Genomic DNA, 15,869 nt, shown 5'->3' on the forward strand with positions numbered 1-15,869 from the left:
CGGCGCTTTTCCCCATGGGGTGTGCGCCTGGATGTGGCAGTGATAATGGGCCGGCCGTTGATGGCGCTGGAGAGCACTCTGGCTTCTCAGCATCCTGGCCGGGTCCATCGGCAGCGGGGCGCTTTGCCGTCCCAAGGCAAAGCACGGGTTAACCCTGAAAGCTCAGGGCAGGGCGGATTCTAAGGATCAAAAATAACCCGTCAAGCTTATTGCAGCCATTCTTAATTACTATTGATTATGAAGTACCGAGATCTTCGCGACTTTCTCCACGGATTGGAGGGGCTGGGGGAGCTGCGCCGCATCGCCACGCCGGTATCCCCCGTGCTGGAGATGACGGCGCTGAGCGATCGTGTTCTGCGCGCCGGTGGTCCCGCCCTTCTGTTTGAGAAGCCTGGCATTCACCCGACCCCGGCACTCACCAATCTATTCGGCACGACCCGCCGCGTGGCCCTGGGCATGGGTGCTCAGAATTTGGAAGAGCTGCGTGATGTGGGGCGCGTGCTGGCCAGTCTGAAGGAGCCTGAGCCGCCCCGCGGGCTCAAGGACGCAGGCCGCCTGCTGCAGATGGCCAAGGCCCTGTGGGATATGAAGCCCAGCCGGGTGCGTGAGGCGCCCTGTCAGCAGGAGGTGATGGAGGGCGGCGAGGTGGACCTGAAGCGCCTGCCCATCCAGACCTGCTGGCCCGGGGATGCCGGTCCGCTGATCACATGGGGCTTGGTGGTGACACGTGGCCCGCAATCCGTGCCCCAGCCGCGCCGGCGCCAGAACCTGGGCATCTACCGCCAGCAGCTGATCGGGGGGCGCCAACTCATCATGCGCTGGCTGGCACACCGGGGTGGTGCCCTGGACTTTCGCGAGTTCGCCCTGGCCAATCCGGGACAGAACTTCCCGATCGCTGTGGCCTTGGGGGCCGACCCGGCCACCATCCTGGGCGCCGTGACGCCGGTGCCGGATTCGCTCTCGGAGTACCAGTTTGCCGGTCTGTTGCGCGGCTCGCGCACCGAGGTGGTGGACACCGGCGTGGGCGAGGCAGGTCAGTTCCTGCAGGTGCCTGCGAGCGCCGAGATCGTGCTGGAGGGCCACATTCCGACCGCAGCGCCGGGCTTTGAGGGCTTGAGCGAAGACGGCGTGCCGCTGAAAGAGAAGGGCGGTTATCTGCACGCGCTGGAGGGACCCTACGGCGATCACACCGGTTACTACAACGAACAGGACTGGTTCCCGGTCTTTGAAGTTAGCCGGCTGACCCAGCGCCGCGACCCGATCTATCACAGCACCTACACCGGCAAGCCACCCGATGAGCCCGCCATCCTGGGCGAGGCGCTCAACGAGGTCTTCGTGCCCATCTTGCAGAAGCAGTTCAGCGAGATCGTAGACTTCTACCTGCCGCCCGAGGGCTGCAGCTACCGCATGGCCGTGATCTCCATCAAGAAGGCCTATCCCGGCCACGCCAAGCGCCTGATGTTTGGCTTGTGGAGCTTCCTGCGCCAGTTCATGTACACCAAGTTCATCGTGGTGGTGGACGAGGACGTGAACATCCGCGACTGGAAGGAAGTGGTCTGGGCCATCACCACCCGCATGGATCCGGTGCGCGATACCACCTTGGTGGAGAACACCCCCATCGACTATTTGGACTTCGCCTCCCCGGTCAGCGGTCTGGGCGGCAAGATGGGCTTGGATGCCACCAATAAGTGGCCGGGCGAAACCAACCGGGAGTGGGGGCGCACCATCACCATGACGCCCGAGGTCACAGCCCGCATTGACGAGCTCTATGGCCAGCTCTTTGGCGCATGAGAAGTCGCAACAGACGCCGCAGTCCGCATTTCAACTAGGGTTTGCCGAGGCTTGAAGCTCCCAAGGCTCACGCCTACTGTTGAAAGGCCTGCAACGCAGGTTAATACGCTGGCGCAGTCTCTGCGCGGCAGGGGCCCCATGGCAAATGGCCGCGGAGCTCCACCCGGTGGCGTCAGTCACCAGCCCCTCCCCAGCTCATGGCCCGGGAGGGGTTTCTGTTTATGGGCCAGGCATTCGGGCTTGGGGCTCATCCGGCGCAATTCATGCCTAGCGTCCGCCCAGCAGCCCCAGCGCCTCGTAAACGACATAGCGGGTCTTGCGTATGGCCTCGGACGATGGAACCCAGTCCAACACGCCGTAGGCGCTGCTGGGCCGCAGGCCCATGGGCGCCGGAACGATCTCCATGCCCAGGTCTGCCGCGACCCTTCGGAATGCGCGCAAAGCTCGGCTCATATGCACATCGTGGGTCACCAGCAGCACGCGCTGAACGCCATCGCGTTGCAGCATAGGCAGGCTCAGTCTGGCGTTGGCCAGGGTGTCCGGGGCCCGGTCTTCGGCCCAGCGCAGCGGGTGTTGCCACTCCTGTGCTGCGGCTTGCTGAGCCAGGCCTGCCTCAGTGATGCGCGGGTCGCGCAGCTCCGCCGAGGTGCCGCCGCTGAAGCCCAGGGGCCAGTCGCCATGGCGCGCCAGCCACACGCCATATCGGAGACGCTCAAGGCTGATCGGTTTGAGGCTGGGTCCGCCATACTCCGGCGCCTCGCGCAAGGCACCACCGCCCAGCACCAGCACGGCCGTGCGCTGCGGCTCGGCCCGTATCTGTGCCAGGGCCTGCGGGTCCAGCGCCTGGCTGCGCTGCAAGAGCAGGCGTTGCAGACTGTCCGCACCCACCTCGCTGAACGCAAACCACAGGCCCAGCACGCCGATGGCCAGCAATAGTCGGCCGGGCCAAGGGTTGCGACGCAGCAGGGACGCGCCCAGGAGCAGCAAGACCAGCAAAGGGGTCGGGGGCAATAGCAAGACCAGCAGCAGCGGCTTGAGCTCGTGAAGCGCGTAGAGCAAGTCTTTCATGGTGTGTGGGACGGCCGCCAACGATATTCAAGCCGTGGCGCGCACAGGATAATGGTTTGCAATGGCACATCCCGGTTTTCCCATGTCCTTGGCTGCTGTGATTTCTGGACGACGCTGGCTGCGCCGCTTGGCGCTGGTCCTGGGCGTGCTTGTGCTGCTCATATTGCTGGCGCTATGGCTCTTGCCCCGTTGGGTGGCCGGTAGTGGCATGCAGGTGGCCAGCCAGGCGCTGGGCCGGCCCGTCAGCGTGGAAGCGGTGCGCTTCGAGCCCTGGCGGCTGGGGCTTGTGCTTCAAGGCTTGCGCGTTGGTGCGGCGTCGGCTGCCGAGCCTGCGCTGCTTGAGGTGGCCGAAGTCGACGCGGCGCTGTCCCTGCGCTCGCTCTGGCACCGCAGTCTGGTGCTGGAGTCGCTGAGGGTGCAAGGGCCATTGTTGCGTCTGGCCCGCCTTGGCGAGGGGCAATACGACATTGATGATTTGGTCGCGCATCTGCGCCGCCCCCCCGAAGCGGGCGCAACACCGGACGATCCCGCGCCGGACTTTGCCGTCTACAACCTGCAGCTGTCAGAAGGCCAGGTCTTGCTGGACGACAGGCCCTATCAACGCCTGCACAAGCTGGAGCAGCTACGGCTGGACCTGCCCTTTCTCTCCGGCCTTGACCGCCATGTGGCGGTGCATGTGCAGCCGAGGCTGGCCGGGCGCCTCAACGGATATGACTTTGATCTGGGCGGCAATGCGCTGCCTTTTGCCCAGACGCGCGAGGCCGCGCTGAAACTCCAGCTACAGGACTTGGATCTGCAGCCCTACCTGGCCTACTGGCCGGCGGCGCTGCCGCTCAAGCTCACACAAGGCCGGCTCAGCGCCGATCTGAAGCTCGGCTTTGCCCAGACGCCCGGGCAGCGGCCGGCCCTGAACCTGACGGGGCAGCTCAGACTGCTGGATGGCGTGCTGGCCCAGGGCCGGCAGGCCGACTGGATGGCTTGGCGCGCGCTGAGCCTGGATCTCAAGTCCCTGCAACCCCTCAAGCGCGAGCTGCACATTGAGTCACTGCGTTGGGAGGCACCGCGCCTGCAACTCCAGCGAGACGCCAGCGGTCGTCTGGGCCTGCCCACGCTCGGGACCCAGGCGACGGGTGCGGCTGCCACGCCGGCCGACAAGAATGCGCCCGCTTGGCGTTTGAGCTTGGGCCGTCTGAGCGTTGAGGAGGCCGGCGTGGACTGGTTGGACCGGCGCAGCGGCGCCGCCCTGCGCCTGCAGCCTCTTGGGCTGGAACTCAAGCAGCTCAGCTGGCCCCTGCAGGGTTCAGCACAACTGAGTCTGCAAGCCAATCTGCAGAGCGCCGGCAAGGCTCGCGAGCCCAGTGCCAAGCTGGGTCTGCAGGGTCAGCTCAGCGCCGAGGCGCTCGACGTGCAGGCCGATTGGCAAGACCTGGCACTGGCCTGGTTCTCCCCCTATCTGGAGGCGGAGCTGCCTCTGACCCTGCAGGGGCGCCTGGCGGGCAAGGCCAGCCTCAGCCTGCCCCAGCCTCTGGACGAACAGCCCGAGAGCCGCCTCGAGGCCGGCCTGCGCGAGCTCCGGCTTGAGCAGCTGCAGGTGCAGCAGCTGGTGGCGGGTGGTCGGCGTGAGCCCTTGGCCAGTCTGGCGGGTCTGAGCCTCGACGAAGCCCGCTTGCTGCTGGGCAAGCGGCAAGTGCTGCTGGGGCAGCTCGGCCTGCGGGAGCCGCGTCTGCAGCTGGAGCGTGCTGCCGATGGGCGCTTGCGCCTGCCCGGAGTCGCCGCGCCCTCGGACAGCACGCCGGGCTCGCCCGCCAGCACAGCGGGCTGGTCCGGGCGTCTGGCCGCGCTGACGGTGGAGCAGGGCGGCTTGAGCCTCAGTGACGCCTCGGTGCGCTCGCTCAATCGGCGCGAGGGCGAGGCCGAGAACGCGCCCTACAGGCTTGTGGCCGAGCAGCTGCGGCTCAAGCTGCAGAACCTGAGCTACCCCGCACTGGAAAAGTCCCGCTCACCCCTGCAGTTCAGCGTGCAAATGGGCCGCTCGGCCGCAGCCAGCCGGCGATTCGCAAGCGGCGGCCGCGGCAGCAATCCCCTGGGTACCCTGCAGTTCCAGGGCGAGCTGGGCCTGGCGCCGCTGGCCCTGTCCGGCAAGCTCAGTGCGGAACGCCTGCCTCTGCACGCGGCAGATCCCTATCTGGATCCGCGTCTGGGTCTGCACCTGCGTCGAGCCGAGGCAGGCTTTCGCGGTGAGCTGAGTGTCGTGGCTGCGAGCCAGGGGCTCCAAGCGCTGCTGCGCGGCGAGGCGCTGCTGGCCGATCTGCGCCTGATGCAAACGCGCGAGCGCGACGGACAGCGCGAGGTCGGTGAAGAGTTGCTGAGCTGGCATGCCCTCAGCCTGGCCGGCCTGCGCGCCGAGCTGGTGGCTGACAAGCCGCCGAGTCTTGAGGTGCAAAAGGCGGCGTTGACAGAGTTCTATGCCCGGTTGATCGTGGACGAGCAGGGGCGTTTCAATCTTCGCGATCTGGGGCCGCGTGAAGTCCAGGCACAGGCACAGGCACAGGCGCCCAGCGCCGCTGCCGCCTCAGCCCCGGCGCTGCAATTCAGTCTGGGTGAGCTGCAGCTGGACAAGGGGACCGTGGACTTCAGCGACCGCTTCATCCGCCCCAACTACAGCGCCAATCTGAGCGAGTTGCAGGGCAGTCTGGGTCGTGTGGACAGCCGCCAGGCCCAGCTGGCACCGCTGGCCATCAAGGGCAAGGTGGCGGGCACCGGTTTGCTGGACATCAGTGGTCAGCTTCTTCCCGGATCACCGCCGCAAATGGACATCCGTGCCGCCGCGACCGATATCGAGTTGGCGCCGCTCTCGCCCTATGCCGGCAAGTACGCGGGCTATGCGATCGAGCGGGGCAAGCTCTCCACACAGCTGCATTACCGCATCGACGCCGACGGTCGATTGCAGGCCGACAACCAGATCGTGCTCAATCAGCTCAGCTTTGGCGAGAAGATCGACAGCCCGGACGCCACCAAGCTGCCGGTGCTGCTGGCCGTGGCGCTGCTCAAGGACAGCCAGGGTGTGATCGATGTGAATCTGCCCGTCAGCGGTTCGCTCAATGACCCCGAGTTCAGCGTCGGAGGGCTGATCCTCAAGGTGATTATCAATCTGCTGGGCAAAGCCTTGACGGCGCCGTTCTCCCTGCTCATGGGCGGTGGAAGCGCTGATCTGAGTCAGCTGGAGTTCGCACCCGCCAGCAGCCAGCCCGCAGCCAATCTGCCTGGCCAGCTGGACAAGGTGGCCAAGGCCCTGAGCGATAAGCCGTCCCTGAATCTGACTCTGACTGGTTGGGCCGATCCCCAGGCGGAGAAGGCAGCCCTGCAGAACGCCAAGGTCGAGGCCCTGATCCAGGCCGAGCGTCGGCGCGAGCTGCGCCGCCAGCAGCTCAGCAGCGGCGGCAGTGCTGCAGACACGCGCGGGGCGGGCGCCGAGGCGCCGCTGCCGCCGCTCAGCGATGCTGAACGCCGACGCCTGCTGCGCCAGGTCTATCAGGCGAGCAATCTGCCGGGGCGTCCGCGCAATCTGCTGGGCTTGCTCAAGGATGTGCCGCCGGAACAGATGCAAAGCCTGCTGGCCACGGCCCAGGCGGCCGATACCGAGGCCATGCGTCAGCTGGCCTTGCAACGTGCCGTGGCCGTGCGCGACGCACTGCTGGCCCGTGGCGTGCCCAATGCGCGGCTCTTCCTGGCCTCGCCGCGGTTGCATGAGGCCGCTGCCGGCCAGGAGGCCAAGCCCTGGGTGCCACGCGTGGATATGGCCTTGGGCCTGCGCTGATTGCCCCGCCTGGGCTATGCTGCCGGCCGCGCTGCTCATCGAGAGTTCTTCTGTCCATGAACCCACTTTCTTCCCACGCCCCTCAAGGCGAGCTCATCACCCTGGGCGGAGGCTGTTTCTGGTGCACCGAGGCCGTGTTCGAGCGGGTGCGCGGTGTGCTGTCGGTGGAGTCCGGTTACTGCAATGGGCACAGTCCGGCGCCCAGCTACGAGCAGGTTTGCGGGGGGCAGACCGGTCATGCCGAGGTGGTGCGGCTGCGCTTCGACCCCGAGCAGGTCAGCCTGCGCGAGTTGCTGGAGGTGTTCTTCGCGGTGCATGACCCCACCACGCTGAACCGCCAGGGCGCGGACGTGGGCACGCAGTACCGCTCCGGCATCTACTTTCACAGCCCGGCACAGGAAGCCATTGCCCGCGAGGTGCTGGCCGAGGCACAGACCGCCCATGGCGGCCGTGTCGTGACCGAGCTGCTGCCCGAGCGCAACTACCACCGCGCCGAGGACTATCACCAGCACTACTACGCCCGCAATCCAGAGCAGGGCTACTGCGTCTTCGTGGTGGCGGCCAAGGTGGACAAGTTTCTGGCCACCTTCCGGCGCCTGGCGCGCGATCCAGAGCAGAGCTGAGGCCGATGATCGAGCTGCAGGGGCTGCGCTACCGCTATGCGCAAGGTCCGGAAATCGCCTTTCCCGATATCGCCCTGGGCGCGGCCCCGGGCCTGCTGCTGCGTGGCGCCTCGGGCAGCGGCAAATCGACCCTGCTGGCCCTGATGGCCGGCCTGCTGAGCGCCAGCGCAGGTGTGGTGCGCATGGCCGGTACCGAGCTGGGGGCGCTGAGCGCCCGCCAGCGCGACGCCTGGCGGGGGGCGAACCTGGGCTTTGTGCCGCAGCGCCTGCATCTGAGTGCGGCCCTGAGTGTGCGTGACAATCTGGGCCTGCCCTATCTGGCCGCCGGCCAGCTCGTGGATGCCGCCCGGGTCGATGCGCTGCTGACGAGCCTGGGCCTGCAGTCTCTGGCCGAGAGGCGCCCGCATCAGCTGAGCCTGGGCCAGGCCCAGCGGGTGGCCCTGGCGCGCGCCCTGCTACGGCGTCCGCGCCTGCTGTTGGCCGACGAACCCACGGCAAACCTGGACGACGAGAATGCCGCCGCCAGCCTGGACCTGCTTCAGCAGGCTGCGGCGGAGCAGGGCGCGATCCTGGTGCTGGCCACCCACGACGGTCGCGTGGCCGAGCGCCTGGGCGCGCGTTTGCCAAATCTGGTCCTGCCCAAGCTGCTCGGAGCTCAGCCATGAGGGGCGGCGTGCTGGCCCTGGCCTGGCGCTATCTCTGGGCCCGCCCTCTGGTGTCTGGCCTCAATCTGCTGCTGCTGAGCCTGGGCCTGGCGGCGGTGAGCTTTGTGCTGCTGGTCAGCGAGCAGATCGAGGCCGGTGTGCGCCGCGATCTGGCCGGTGTGGACCTGGTGGTGGGCGCCAAGGGCAGCCCCATGCAGATCATGCTGGCGGGCCTCTTCCACCTGGATGTGCCCACCGGCAATATCCCGCTCACGGCCCTGGACGAGCTGCGGGCCCAACCCCTGGTGGCCAGCGCCGTGCCCCTGTCCCTCGGCGACAGCCTCAAGGGTTTTCGCATTGTGGGCACCACGGCCGACTACCCCGTGCTTTACCAGGGGCGCCTCGCGCAAGGGCGTTGGTGGAGTGAGCCGCTGGAGGCCGTGCTGGGCGCCGAGGTGGCGCAGGCCACCGGCTTGCGCCCGGGCGACAGCTTTGCCGGCAGCCATGGTCTGGGCGAGGGCGGCCACGAGCATGGCGATCACCGCTACAAGGTGGTGGGCGTGCTGGCGCCGGGCGGCACGGTGCTGGACCGTCTGGTGCTGACCGATCTGGCCTCGGTCTGGAAAGTCCATGAGGATATGCATGCGGTGGACGAGTCCGACCGCCGCGCCCTGGAGGCCGAGCGCGAAATCACCTTGGCCCTGGTGCGCTACCGCAGCCCGCTGGCGGCCGTGAGCCTGCCGCGCTGGGTCAATGCCCAGGACGGGCTACAGGCGGCCGCCCCGGCCCTGGAAACGGCCCGCCTGCTGCGCATGGTGGGGGCGGGCACCGAGGTGCTGCGCGGCTTTGGCGCGGTGCTGCTGTTGGCGGCCGGGCTCTCGGTCTTTGTGGCCCTGCTGCATGCGGTGCGCGAGCGTCAGGGCGACCTGGCCATGCTGCGCATGCTGGGGGCGCCGCCGTGGCGGGTGGGCCTCTTGATTGCGGCCGAGGCGGCCTGGCTGGCCCTGCTGGCCAGCGCCCTGGGCCTGGCCCTGGGCCATGGCTTGACGGCTTTGCTAGGCTGGGTGCTGGCCCAGCAGCAGTCGCTGCGGGTGGTGGGCGGCTGGTTCTCGGTCTGGGAGCTGCTGGTGCCGGCCCTGGCCCTGCTGCTGGCGCTCGTCAGCAGCGCCTGGCCGGCCTGGCGCGCCTACCGCCTGGACGTGACCGAGCTGCTGCAGGCGCCGCACTGAGCGTCTCAATGAACGCCGCTTTTATCGTTTTTCTCTCGAGGTTTCGTCATGAAGTTTCTCCCGCAAGCCCTGCTGATTGCCCTGACGCTGAGTGCCACGGGCGCGCTGCAGGCACAATCCCAGCCTGCGCCAGCGACCGCTAAGTCCCTGAGCGAGCATGTGAAAACCGATATCAGCCGCCACCGCGCCATGGCCAAGGCCCATGAGGACGCTGCTCGCTGCCTGGAATCGGGCGAAAGCGAAGAGCGCTGCCAGAAGGCCCTGCTCGCGGCCTGCCGCGGCCTGGCCATCGGCAAATACTGTGGCTTGAAACATGAACACTGAGATGTCCAAGACCAATCGCTGGCTTTCGAGCCTGCTGGCCTCGGCCTTGCTGGCGGCTGCGGCCCTGCCGGCGGCCGCACAGGCACCGGCCCTGGGGCAAGGCCCAGGCTTTCACGATCCGCGCAGCCCCTTCAAGCCGCTGCAGGAACGCGAGGGCGTGCTGTCCTGGCCCCTGCTGTCCTCCGTCACGGTCAAGGCCGAGAAGAACAAGCTGGTCCCCAGCTTTCCGGCGGCGGTGCAGGCCCTGGACAAGAAGACGGTCAAGGTGCAGGGCTTCATGATGCCGCTGGAGCCGGGCGACAAGCAGCGTCACTTTCTGCTCTCCTCGGTGCCGACCAGCTGCTCCTTCTGCGTGGCGGCCGGGCCCGAGGGCCTGATTGAGGTGCGCAGCAAGACCCCCGTGCGCTACACCCTGGATCCGGTGACGGTAGAAGGCCAGATGTCCGTGCTCAGCAATGATCCCTACGGCCTGTTCTACCGCGTGACCGAGGCCCAGCCCGTCGCCGCCAACTGAAGCACCCGCTCCCCGGCATGGCCCGCAGCCCCCGCATGAGTTCCCACGCCCTGGCGCCCTGGCGGCGCTTGTCGCTGTGGCTCGCGCTGAGCCTGCTGCTAAGCCTGCAGGGCCTGGGCCAGTGGCACCGCATTGCCCATGCCCAGGGCGCCCCGGCGCTGCAGGGCCACTCGCATTCCGATGACTGGGGTCATGCCGCCGGCGGTCTGGACTGCCAGCAGCTGGACCATCAGGCCCATGAGGGCGCGCCACCGCTGGCCGCGCCGCTGCTGCTGGCGGCGCATGGCGCCGAGACGCCGGGCCGCGCCCAGCGCGCCGCCCAGCACGCCGCCCCGCGCTGGGCGCGCAGTGCCCGTGCCCCGCCCGGAGCGCTTTCGCCCCTTCACGCCTGATTGACGCGCGCCGCCTTGCGCGGATGGCCGAGCCATCCCGCCGCCGCGCGCCCTCCCTTGTGTCCGCAAACGATCTGCGGCCGGCGCCTCCCTGGAGCCGGCCCGTCGCCTTTGCCTGCGAAAGCCCTCCGCCATGAAGTTCCCTGTCTCCCCCGTCCGTCCGCGCCCGGCCTTGGCGCCGCATCTGCTGAGTCTGGCCATTGCCGCCCTGGCCCTGCCCGCCGTGGCCCAGAGCACCCAGAACACTGACGGCTCCGCCGCCCCCGAGAAGCTGCAGCCGGTGCTGCTCACCGGCAACCCGCTGCGCGAGAAGGAGCCGGTGCAGCCCAGCCTGCAGCTCTCGGGCGATGCCCTGACCCTGCGCCGCGGCGCCACCCTGGGCGAGAGCCTGGACGGCCTGCCCGGCGTGGCCGCCACCTATTTCGGGCCGAACGCCAACCGTCCGGTGCTGCGCGGCCTGGACGGCGACCGGGTGCGCATGCTCAGCAACTCCGGCGCCTCCATCGACGCCTCCAGCCTCAGCTATGACCATGCGGTGCCGGTGGATCCGCTGGTGGTGGACCGCATCGAGGTGCTGCGCGGCGCGGCGTCCCTGCTGTACGGCGGCAATGCCATCGGCGGCGTGGTCAACACCCTGGACAAGCGCATCCCGCGCGAGCCGGCCCAGGGCCTGTCCGGTGCGGCCGAGCTGCGCCTGGGCGGCGCCGCGGCCGAGCGCAATGGCGCCGTCACCCTGGACGGCGGCAGCAGCAGCTGGGCCTGGCATGCCGATGTCTCGGACCGCAAGGCCGATGATCTGCGCGTGCCAGACGGCCGGGTGCGCAACTCCGCCAGCGACAGCCATGGCGGCGCCCTGGGCAGCTCCCTGCTCTTCTCCCAGGGCTTTGCCGGGGTCTCGCTGGAGGACTACCGCAATGACTACGGCGTGACCGTGGAGCCGGATGTGAAGATCCGCATGCAGCGCCAGCGCCTGGCCACGGCCGGCGAATGGCGCGATGCCAGCGGCCTGTTCCCGCGCATCGAGTGGCAGGCCAGCCGTTCGCACTACGAGCACCAGGAGGTGGAGGGCACGGGCGAGGTCGGCACGCGCTTCAAGAGCCGCGGCAGCGATCTGCGCCTGCAGGCGGAGCATGCGGCCCTGGGCCCGGTGCGCGGTGTGGTGGGCCTGCAGTGGGAGCGCTCGGACTTCTCGGCCCTGGGCGAGGAGGCCCTGGTGCCGGGCACGCGCAGCCGCTCGGCCGCGCTCTTTGTGCTGGAGCAGTACCGCAGCGGTCCGCTGTCCCTGGCAGCCGGCCTGCGCCAGGAATCGCTGCGGGTGGCGTCGGGCGGCGATGCCCCGGGCGCCGAGGAGGCGCGCTTTGGCGAGGCCGCGCGGCGCAGCTTCAAGCCGCGCAGCCTGTCGCTGTCGGCCGGCTATGCCCTGAGCCCCAGCCTGAGCCTGCAGGCCAATCTGAGCGACACCCAGCGCGCGCCCATGTTTTACGAGCTCTACGCCAATGGCGTGCATGTGGCCACCGGCGCCTACGAGCGCGGCGATGCCAGCCTGGGCCTGGAACGCGCCCGCGGCCTGGACCTGGGCCTGCGCTGGCAGGAAGGCGGCAGCCTGCTGCGCGCCAATGTCTACCAGACGCGCTTTCGCAACTACATCGCCCTGGATGCCACCGGCGCCAGCTTCAGTAACGAGGAGGGCGAGACCCTGCCCGAGTACCGCTACACCGGCGTGGCGGCACGCCTGAATGGCCTGGAGCTGGAAGCTCGCCAGACCCTGCCGCGCATGGCCTGGAGTGGCGCCTGGCGCCTGACCCTGGGCGGCAGCTTTGACGCGGTGCGCGGCAGCAATCGCGCCACGGGCGAGCCCCTGCCGCGCCTCGCACCCCGACGCGCCACGCTCTCGCTGGCGGCGGACGACGGTGGCCTCTGGTCCGCCAGCCTGGAGCTGCGCCTGGCCGCGCGCCAGAACCGGGTGCCGACCCTGGACACGCCCACGGCCGGCTATGGCCTGCTGCGTCTGAACCTGGCCCGTCAGCTGCGCCTGGGCGGCTATGACGCGCTCTGGTACCTGAAGCTCGACAACCTGGGCAACAAGACCGCCTACAGCGCCACCAGCATGGCCACGCTGCGCGATCTCTCGCCCCTGGCGGGGCGCTCGGCCCTGATGGGCCTGCAGGTCCGCTTCTGAGCGCCGCAGCGCTCACGGCTCAGGGAGCCAGGCGCTCCTTGAGCCAGCTGCCGTCCGCCTGCAGCTTGTAGCTCAGGCGGTCGTGCAGGCGCGACTTGCGGCCCTGCCAGAACTCCCAGCGCTCCGGCAGCAGGCGGTAGCCGCCCCAGTGCGGCGGACGCTCGGGGTTCAGGCCATGCTGGGCGGCGGCCTTGGCGGCATTGGCCACCAGCACCGCGCGCGAGCTGATCACCTGGCTCTGGGGCGAGGCCCAGGCACCCAGGCGCGAGTCCAGCGGGCGGCTGCGGAAGTAGGCATCGGACTGCGCGGCGTCTACCTGCTCCACCCGGCCCTCGATGCGCACCACCCGCTCCATCTCAACCCAGTGGAACTGCAGGGCGGCGAAGGGATGGGCGGCCAGTTCGCGGCCCTTGCGGCTCTCGTAATTGGTGTACCAGACCAGGCCGCGCTCGTCGATGTCCTTGATCAGCACGATGCGGGTGGAGGGCCGGCCTTCGGGGCCCACCGTAGCCAGGGTCATGGCATTGGGCTCGGGCACCTCGGCCGCCAGGGCCTCGTTCAGCCAGGTCTTGAACTGCTGCAGGGGCTGGCCGGCCACCTGCTCCTCGTCGAGCTCGCCTTGTTCGTAGCTCTTGCGCAGATCGGATAGTTTGCTCATGCCCGCCAGTATGCAGGAGGGTGCAAGCCCGACAGGCAGGCCTGGATCAAGCCTCAGCCCGGCTCGTGGCAGACAGCCTCGATATTGTGGCCATCCGGGTCCAGCACGAAGGCGCCGTAATAGTGGGGGTGATAGTGGGGGCGCAGGCCCGGCGCGCCGTTGTCGCGCCCGCCCGCGGTCATGGCGGCTTGGTAGAAAGCCTCGACCAGGGCGCGCGAGCCCACCCGGAAGGCGATATGGATGGGCGGCTGGTTGGGCGTGCCGCGGCTGATCCAGAAGTCGGGCTTGGGCGGCTCGCCAAAGCCGGCCACATCGGTATGGCCGGTGACCGAGGCCGGGAACTCTGCCAGCATGGCATAGCCAATGGGTGCCAAGGCCGTGACGTAGAAGCGCTTGCTGCGCTCGAAATCGCTGACGACAAGGCCGGTGTGATCGATCATTGTTCGCTCCCTTGTTAGACAAGACGATTTTGCTGCGTGTTTTGCCAGACTCACAGAAAGTCCGCCTGCGCCCACAGGCCCAGGCTGCCGCGCTGGGGCATATGGGCCAGCAGTGCGGCTTGCCCGCCGCCTAGCCGACGCCAGGCTCCGCCCAGCTGCCAGCGCTGGCCCTGCCACTGCAGGCCCAGGCCCAGGCTGTGGCCGCCATCGGCGGGATGATGGAGCAGGTCGGCGCTGAGCTGCCATTCGCGCAGCTCGCCTGTCTGCCAGCTCCAGCGCAGCAGGAGGTTGCGGCGCTGCAGGCTGCCCGAGCCACGCTGCAAGGGCGCAAGCTGCTGCAAGGCCAGCTGCGCCAGGCGCTGGGGCGGCTGCGCGCCGGAGGCCCCGCCCAGCGTCTCCAGCATGCCCTGCCAGCGCTGCCAGTCCGCATCGCCGTTCGCCGTGCCGTCATGCCAGGCCTCCAGGATCCAGCTGTGGGCGCTGCCCTCGGGCGTCCACTGGGCGCCCAGCAGGGCTTGCAGGGCATCCTGCCGCCAGGCGGGCTGCCAACGCAGGCCGGTGGGTTCGCCCAGCACGCTTTCCCAGGCCGCATGCCGCTGGCGCCAGCGCAGCGAGCCGTAGAGGCTCAGGCTCTCGCCAATCACGGACTGGGCCGCCAGGCCCAGGCTGGCGCGCTCACTCCGCCCCAGCCGGGCGTAGGTATAGACATCCTGGCTGCCCTGCCGGCGGTACCAGCGCAGCGCCAGGGCGGCCTCGCGGTCCAGCGACTGGCCGGGCTCAGGTGTGCCTGCGGCCTCGCCCAGCCGCTGAGGGTTCACGGCCACCAGGCTCCAAGCCTGATCCGCGTCGAAATGTTCCAGCATCAGCAAGGTCTGACCCCGCAGTGTGCTGGGCAGCAGGCCGCGCCGCCGCTCCTGCTGCACCATATCGTTGGGGCGAAAGCCCCAGCCCACATCCCAGCTCAGCACCTTGCGCCCGGCCGTCCAGGACCAGTTCTCGTGGCTGGCCGAGAGCGCGGCTTCCTGCAGCTGGGCGCGGGCTTGCCAGCGTTCGGGCTGGGTGCGGCTGGCGGGCTGGCGCGTCAGGCGTCCCGTGGCCGCGATCAGCAGCTGACTCTGCCCGGGCAGATCGCTGCGCTCATGCCGCAGCGTGAGCTCATGCGACGCTTGACTGCTGTCAGTGCGGGGCAGGCCGGCCGCCTGCAGCAAGGCGGGGGCGAGCCGGGTCGCCTGGGCCAGCGGCCCCTGCTGCAGATTCGCCGTCTGCTCCTGCCACTGGCTGCTCCAGCTGCTCTTGAGCGTCTGGGCCGGGGCGGGCAGCACGCAGCCCAGGCCGAGCAGCAGCAGTGCGCTTCGCAAGGCCTGCTTGAGGGGGGGGCGCAGCAGCCTCATTCCAGCACCGGATTGCGGCTGAGAAACATGGGGTTGAGCCAGGCCTCGGGCAGCCGACGCGGCTGGCGACTCACATAGCTCACGCGGGTCTTGCGATCGCCGGCCAGGGCGTCCTGCAGCAGCATCTCGCTGACCATGCCCTGGGCGTCCAGCTGGTAGCTCGCCCGCTTGGCCAGCTTGTCCGACAGCAGATAGAGCTCGGCGCGCACCGGCTCGGCCCGGGTCTTGCCCAGCCAGAGCTCGATGCGCTGGTAGCTCAGGCCCTTGCGCTGGGCGCGCAGACTCAGGTGCAGACAGGTCCGGCTTGTCGGTGCCGGGGCTTCCAGGCAGGGGGCCTCGCCGATCAGCTCGCCGTCATAGTCCTGGGCCCAGTTCAGGGTGGCGATATCGCCGGTCGAAGCCTCGCCCAGGATCTTCTGGCTGGGCGTGATGCGCACGGGGCGCTGGCTGCCGGGCAGGAACAGCCAGTAGTCCTCGCCCAGCATAAGCACCTTCTGGCCGACCTCGCCCGGGCTGCGCATCAGCACCAGGCTCTTGTCCAGCCCTTGAACCAGCACGGTGTAGCGCCGCTCGCGGCTGATGCCGCCGTCCGGCGCCAGCTGCTGCACCCGCATCTCGATTTGCAGCGAGTCCGCGCCGGAGCGGCTGGCGTCCGCCCGCTTGAGCAGGGCCTGCACCCGCTCATCCGCATGCACCAGGCCCGTGCCGAGCCACATCGCGGTGGCCAGCGGCAGGCCGGCCAGGAACAGGGCGCCTTTGTTCATGATTGTCTTCATTGCGTATCGTTTTCTGCGCTGTC

Annotated in this window: 14 protein-coding genes; 9 read left to right on the forward strand and 5 right to left on the reverse strand. The window is 69.0% G+C overall.

Going from position 1 to position 15,869, the window contains the following annotated elements; genetic code table 11:
- Positions 1–237: 237 nt before the first annotated feature.
- On the forward strand, positions 238–1,791 hold the full coding sequence (gene ubiD / locus DFR39_RS10550; protein WP_133603524.1) for a 4-hydroxy-3-polyprenylbenzoate decarboxylase: 1,554 nt from the start codon (positions 238–240) through the stop codon (positions 1,789–1,791).
- A 267-nt stretch (positions 1,792–2,058) separates the two neighbouring features.
- Here the strand turns inward: ubiD and DFR39_RS10555 are convergent, their stop codons facing one another.
- Entirely contained in the window at positions 2,059–2,859 is an 801-nt protein-coding gene (locus tag DFR39_RS10555; RefSeq protein ID WP_133603525.1) for a YdcF family protein, read from the reverse strand.
- Positions 2,860–2,941: 82 nt separating this feature from the next.
- Here DFR39_RS10555 and DFR39_RS10560 point away from each other — a divergent pair, with 82 nt between their 5' ends.
- The 8 genes from DFR39_RS10560 (at position 2,942) to DFR39_RS20375 (ending at position 12,581) form a co-directional block, all read left to right on the forward strand.
- The gene (locus DFR39_RS10560; protein WP_162849490.1) at positions 2,942–6,676 is read left to right on the forward strand and encodes a DUF748 domain-containing protein; all 3,735 of its coding nucleotides are present in this window, start codon (positions 2,942–2,944) and stop codon (positions 6,674–6,676) included.
- A 56-nt stretch (positions 6,677–6,732) separates the two neighbouring features.
- Positions 6,733–7,299 (forward strand): peptide-methionine (S)-S-oxide reductase MsrA, encoded by a 567-nt coding sequence (gene msrA, locus DFR39_RS10565; RefSeq protein ID WP_133603527.1) that lies wholly within the window; start codon positions 6,733–6,735, stop codon positions 7,297–7,299.
- A 5-nt stretch (positions 7,300–7,304) separates the two neighbouring features.
- Positions 7,305–7,964, forward strand: coding sequence for an ABC transporter ATP-binding protein (locus tag DFR39_RS10570; RefSeq protein WP_133603528.1), 660 nt, complete (start codon positions 7,305–7,307; stop codon positions 7,962–7,964).
- Positions 7,961–9,172, forward strand: coding sequence for an FtsX-like permease family protein (locus tag DFR39_RS10575; protein WP_133603529.1), 1,212 nt, complete (start codon positions 7,961–7,963; stop codon positions 9,170–9,172). The genes DFR39_RS10570 and DFR39_RS10575 overlap by 4 nt, the downstream gene beginning before the upstream one ends.
- 48 nt (positions 9,173–9,220) lie before the next feature.
- A complete protein-coding gene (locus DFR39_RS10580; RefSeq protein WP_133603530.1) occupies positions 9,221–9,496 on the forward strand; it encodes a hypothetical protein in 276 nt (91 codons plus the stop codon).
- A gap of 1 nt (position 9,497) precedes the next feature.
- Complete coding sequence (locus DFR39_RS10585) at positions 9,498–10,010, forward strand: DUF3299 domain-containing protein (RefSeq protein ID WP_133603531.1); 513 nt, start codon at positions 9,498–9,500, stop codon at positions 10,008–10,010.
- A gap of 35 nt (positions 10,011–10,045) precedes the next feature.
- Entirely contained in the window at positions 10,046–10,402 is a 357-nt protein-coding gene (locus tag DFR39_RS10590; protein WP_133603532.1) for a hypothetical protein, read from the forward strand.
- A 133-nt stretch (positions 10,403–10,535) separates the two neighbouring features.
- Positions 10,536–12,581: a TonB-dependent receptor gene (locus DFR39_RS20375; protein WP_133603533.1), complete on the forward strand. Its 2,046-nt coding sequence runs from the start codon at positions 10,536–10,538 to the stop codon at positions 12,579–12,581.
- A gap of 19 nt (positions 12,582–12,600) precedes the next feature.
- Here the strand turns inward: DFR39_RS20375 and pdxH are convergent, their stop codons facing one another.
- From pdxH to DFR39_RS10615, 4 genes are read right to left on the reverse strand one after another with little or no spacing between them, the layout of a single operon-like run.
- On the reverse strand, positions 12,601–13,239 hold the full coding sequence (pdxH, locus tag DFR39_RS10600) for a pyridoxamine 5'-phosphate oxidase (RefSeq protein ID WP_133603534.1): 639 nt from the start codon (positions 13,237–13,239) through the stop codon (positions 12,601–12,603).
- Between the two features lie 53 nt (positions 13,240–13,292).
- Entirely contained in the window at positions 13,293–13,679 is a 387-nt protein-coding gene (locus DFR39_RS10605) for a VOC family protein (protein WP_133603535.1), read from the reverse strand.
- 50 nt (positions 13,680–13,729) lie between these two features.
- On the reverse strand, positions 13,730–15,070 hold the full coding sequence (locus DFR39_RS10610) for a hypothetical protein (RefSeq protein ID WP_133603536.1): 1,341 nt from the start codon (positions 15,068–15,070) through the stop codon (positions 13,730–13,732).
- Positions 15,067–15,834 (reverse strand): outer membrane lipoprotein-sorting protein, encoded by a 768-nt coding sequence (locus tag DFR39_RS10615; RefSeq protein WP_133603537.1) that lies wholly within the window; start codon positions 15,832–15,834, stop codon positions 15,067–15,069. The genes DFR39_RS10610 and DFR39_RS10615 overlap by 4 nt, the downstream gene beginning before the upstream one ends.
- Positions 15,835–15,869: the final 35 nt, after the last annotated feature.

This window comes from Roseateles asaccharophilus (genome assembly GCF_004362405.1).
Taxonomy (GTDB): domain Bacteria; phylum Pseudomonadota; class Gammaproteobacteria; order Burkholderiales; family Burkholderiaceae_C; genus Kinneretia; species Kinneretia asaccharophila.

Bases quoted from the DNA above. Each gene is read 5' to 3' on its own strand.
- DFR39_RS10585 (WP_133603531.1), top strand. From the start codon at position 9,498: ATGTCCAAGACCAATCGCTGGCTTTCGAGCCTGCTGGCCTCGGCCTTG.
- DFR39_RS10575 (WP_133603529.1), top strand. From the start codon at position 7,961: ATGAGGGGCGGCGTGCTGGCCCTGGCCTGGCGCTATCTCTGGGCCCGC.
- DFR39_RS10610 (WP_133603536.1), bottom strand. From the start codon at position 15,070: ATGAGGCTGCTGCGCCCCCCCCTCAAGCAGGCCTTGCGAAGCGCACTG.
- DFR39_RS10605 (WP_133603535.1), bottom strand. From the start codon at position 13,679: ATGATCGATCACACCGGCCTTGTCGTCAGCGATTTCGAGCGCAGCAAG.
- pdxH (WP_133603534.1), bottom strand. From the start codon at position 13,239: ATGAGCAAACTATCCGATCTGCGCAAGAGCTACGAACAAGGCGAGCTC.
- DFR39_RS20375 (WP_133603533.1), top strand. From the start codon at position 10,536: ATGAAGTTCCCTGTCTCCCCCGTCCGTCCGCGCCCGGCCTTGGCGCCG.
- DFR39_RS10580 (WP_133603530.1), top strand. From the start codon at position 9,221: ATGAAGTTTCTCCCGCAAGCCCTGCTGATTGCCCTGACGCTGAGTGCC.
- ubiD (WP_133603524.1), top strand. From the start codon at position 238: ATGAAGTACCGAGATCTTCGCGACTTTCTCCACGGATTGGAGGGGCTG.
- DFR39_RS10555 (WP_133603525.1), bottom strand. From the start codon at position 2,859: ATGAAAGACTTGCTCTACGCGCTTCACGAGCTCAAGCCGCTGCTGCTG.
- msrA (WP_133603527.1), top strand. From the start codon at position 6,733: ATGAACCCACTTTCTTCCCACGCCCCTCAAGGCGAGCTCATCACCCTG.
- DFR39_RS10615 (WP_133603537.1), bottom strand. From the start codon at position 15,834: ATGAACAAAGGCGCCCTGTTCCTGGCCGGCCTGCCGCTGGCCACCGCG.
- DFR39_RS10570 (WP_133603528.1), top strand. From the start codon at position 7,305: ATGATCGAGCTGCAGGGGCTGCGCTACCGCTATGCGCAAGGTCCGGAA.
- DFR39_RS10560 (WP_162849490.1), top strand. From the start codon at position 2,942: ATGTCCTTGGCTGCTGTGATTTCTGGACGACGCTGGCTGCGCCGCTTG.
- DFR39_RS10590 (WP_133603532.1), top strand. From the start codon at position 10,046: ATGAGTTCCCACGCCCTGGCGCCCTGGCGGCGCTTGTCGCTGTGGCTC.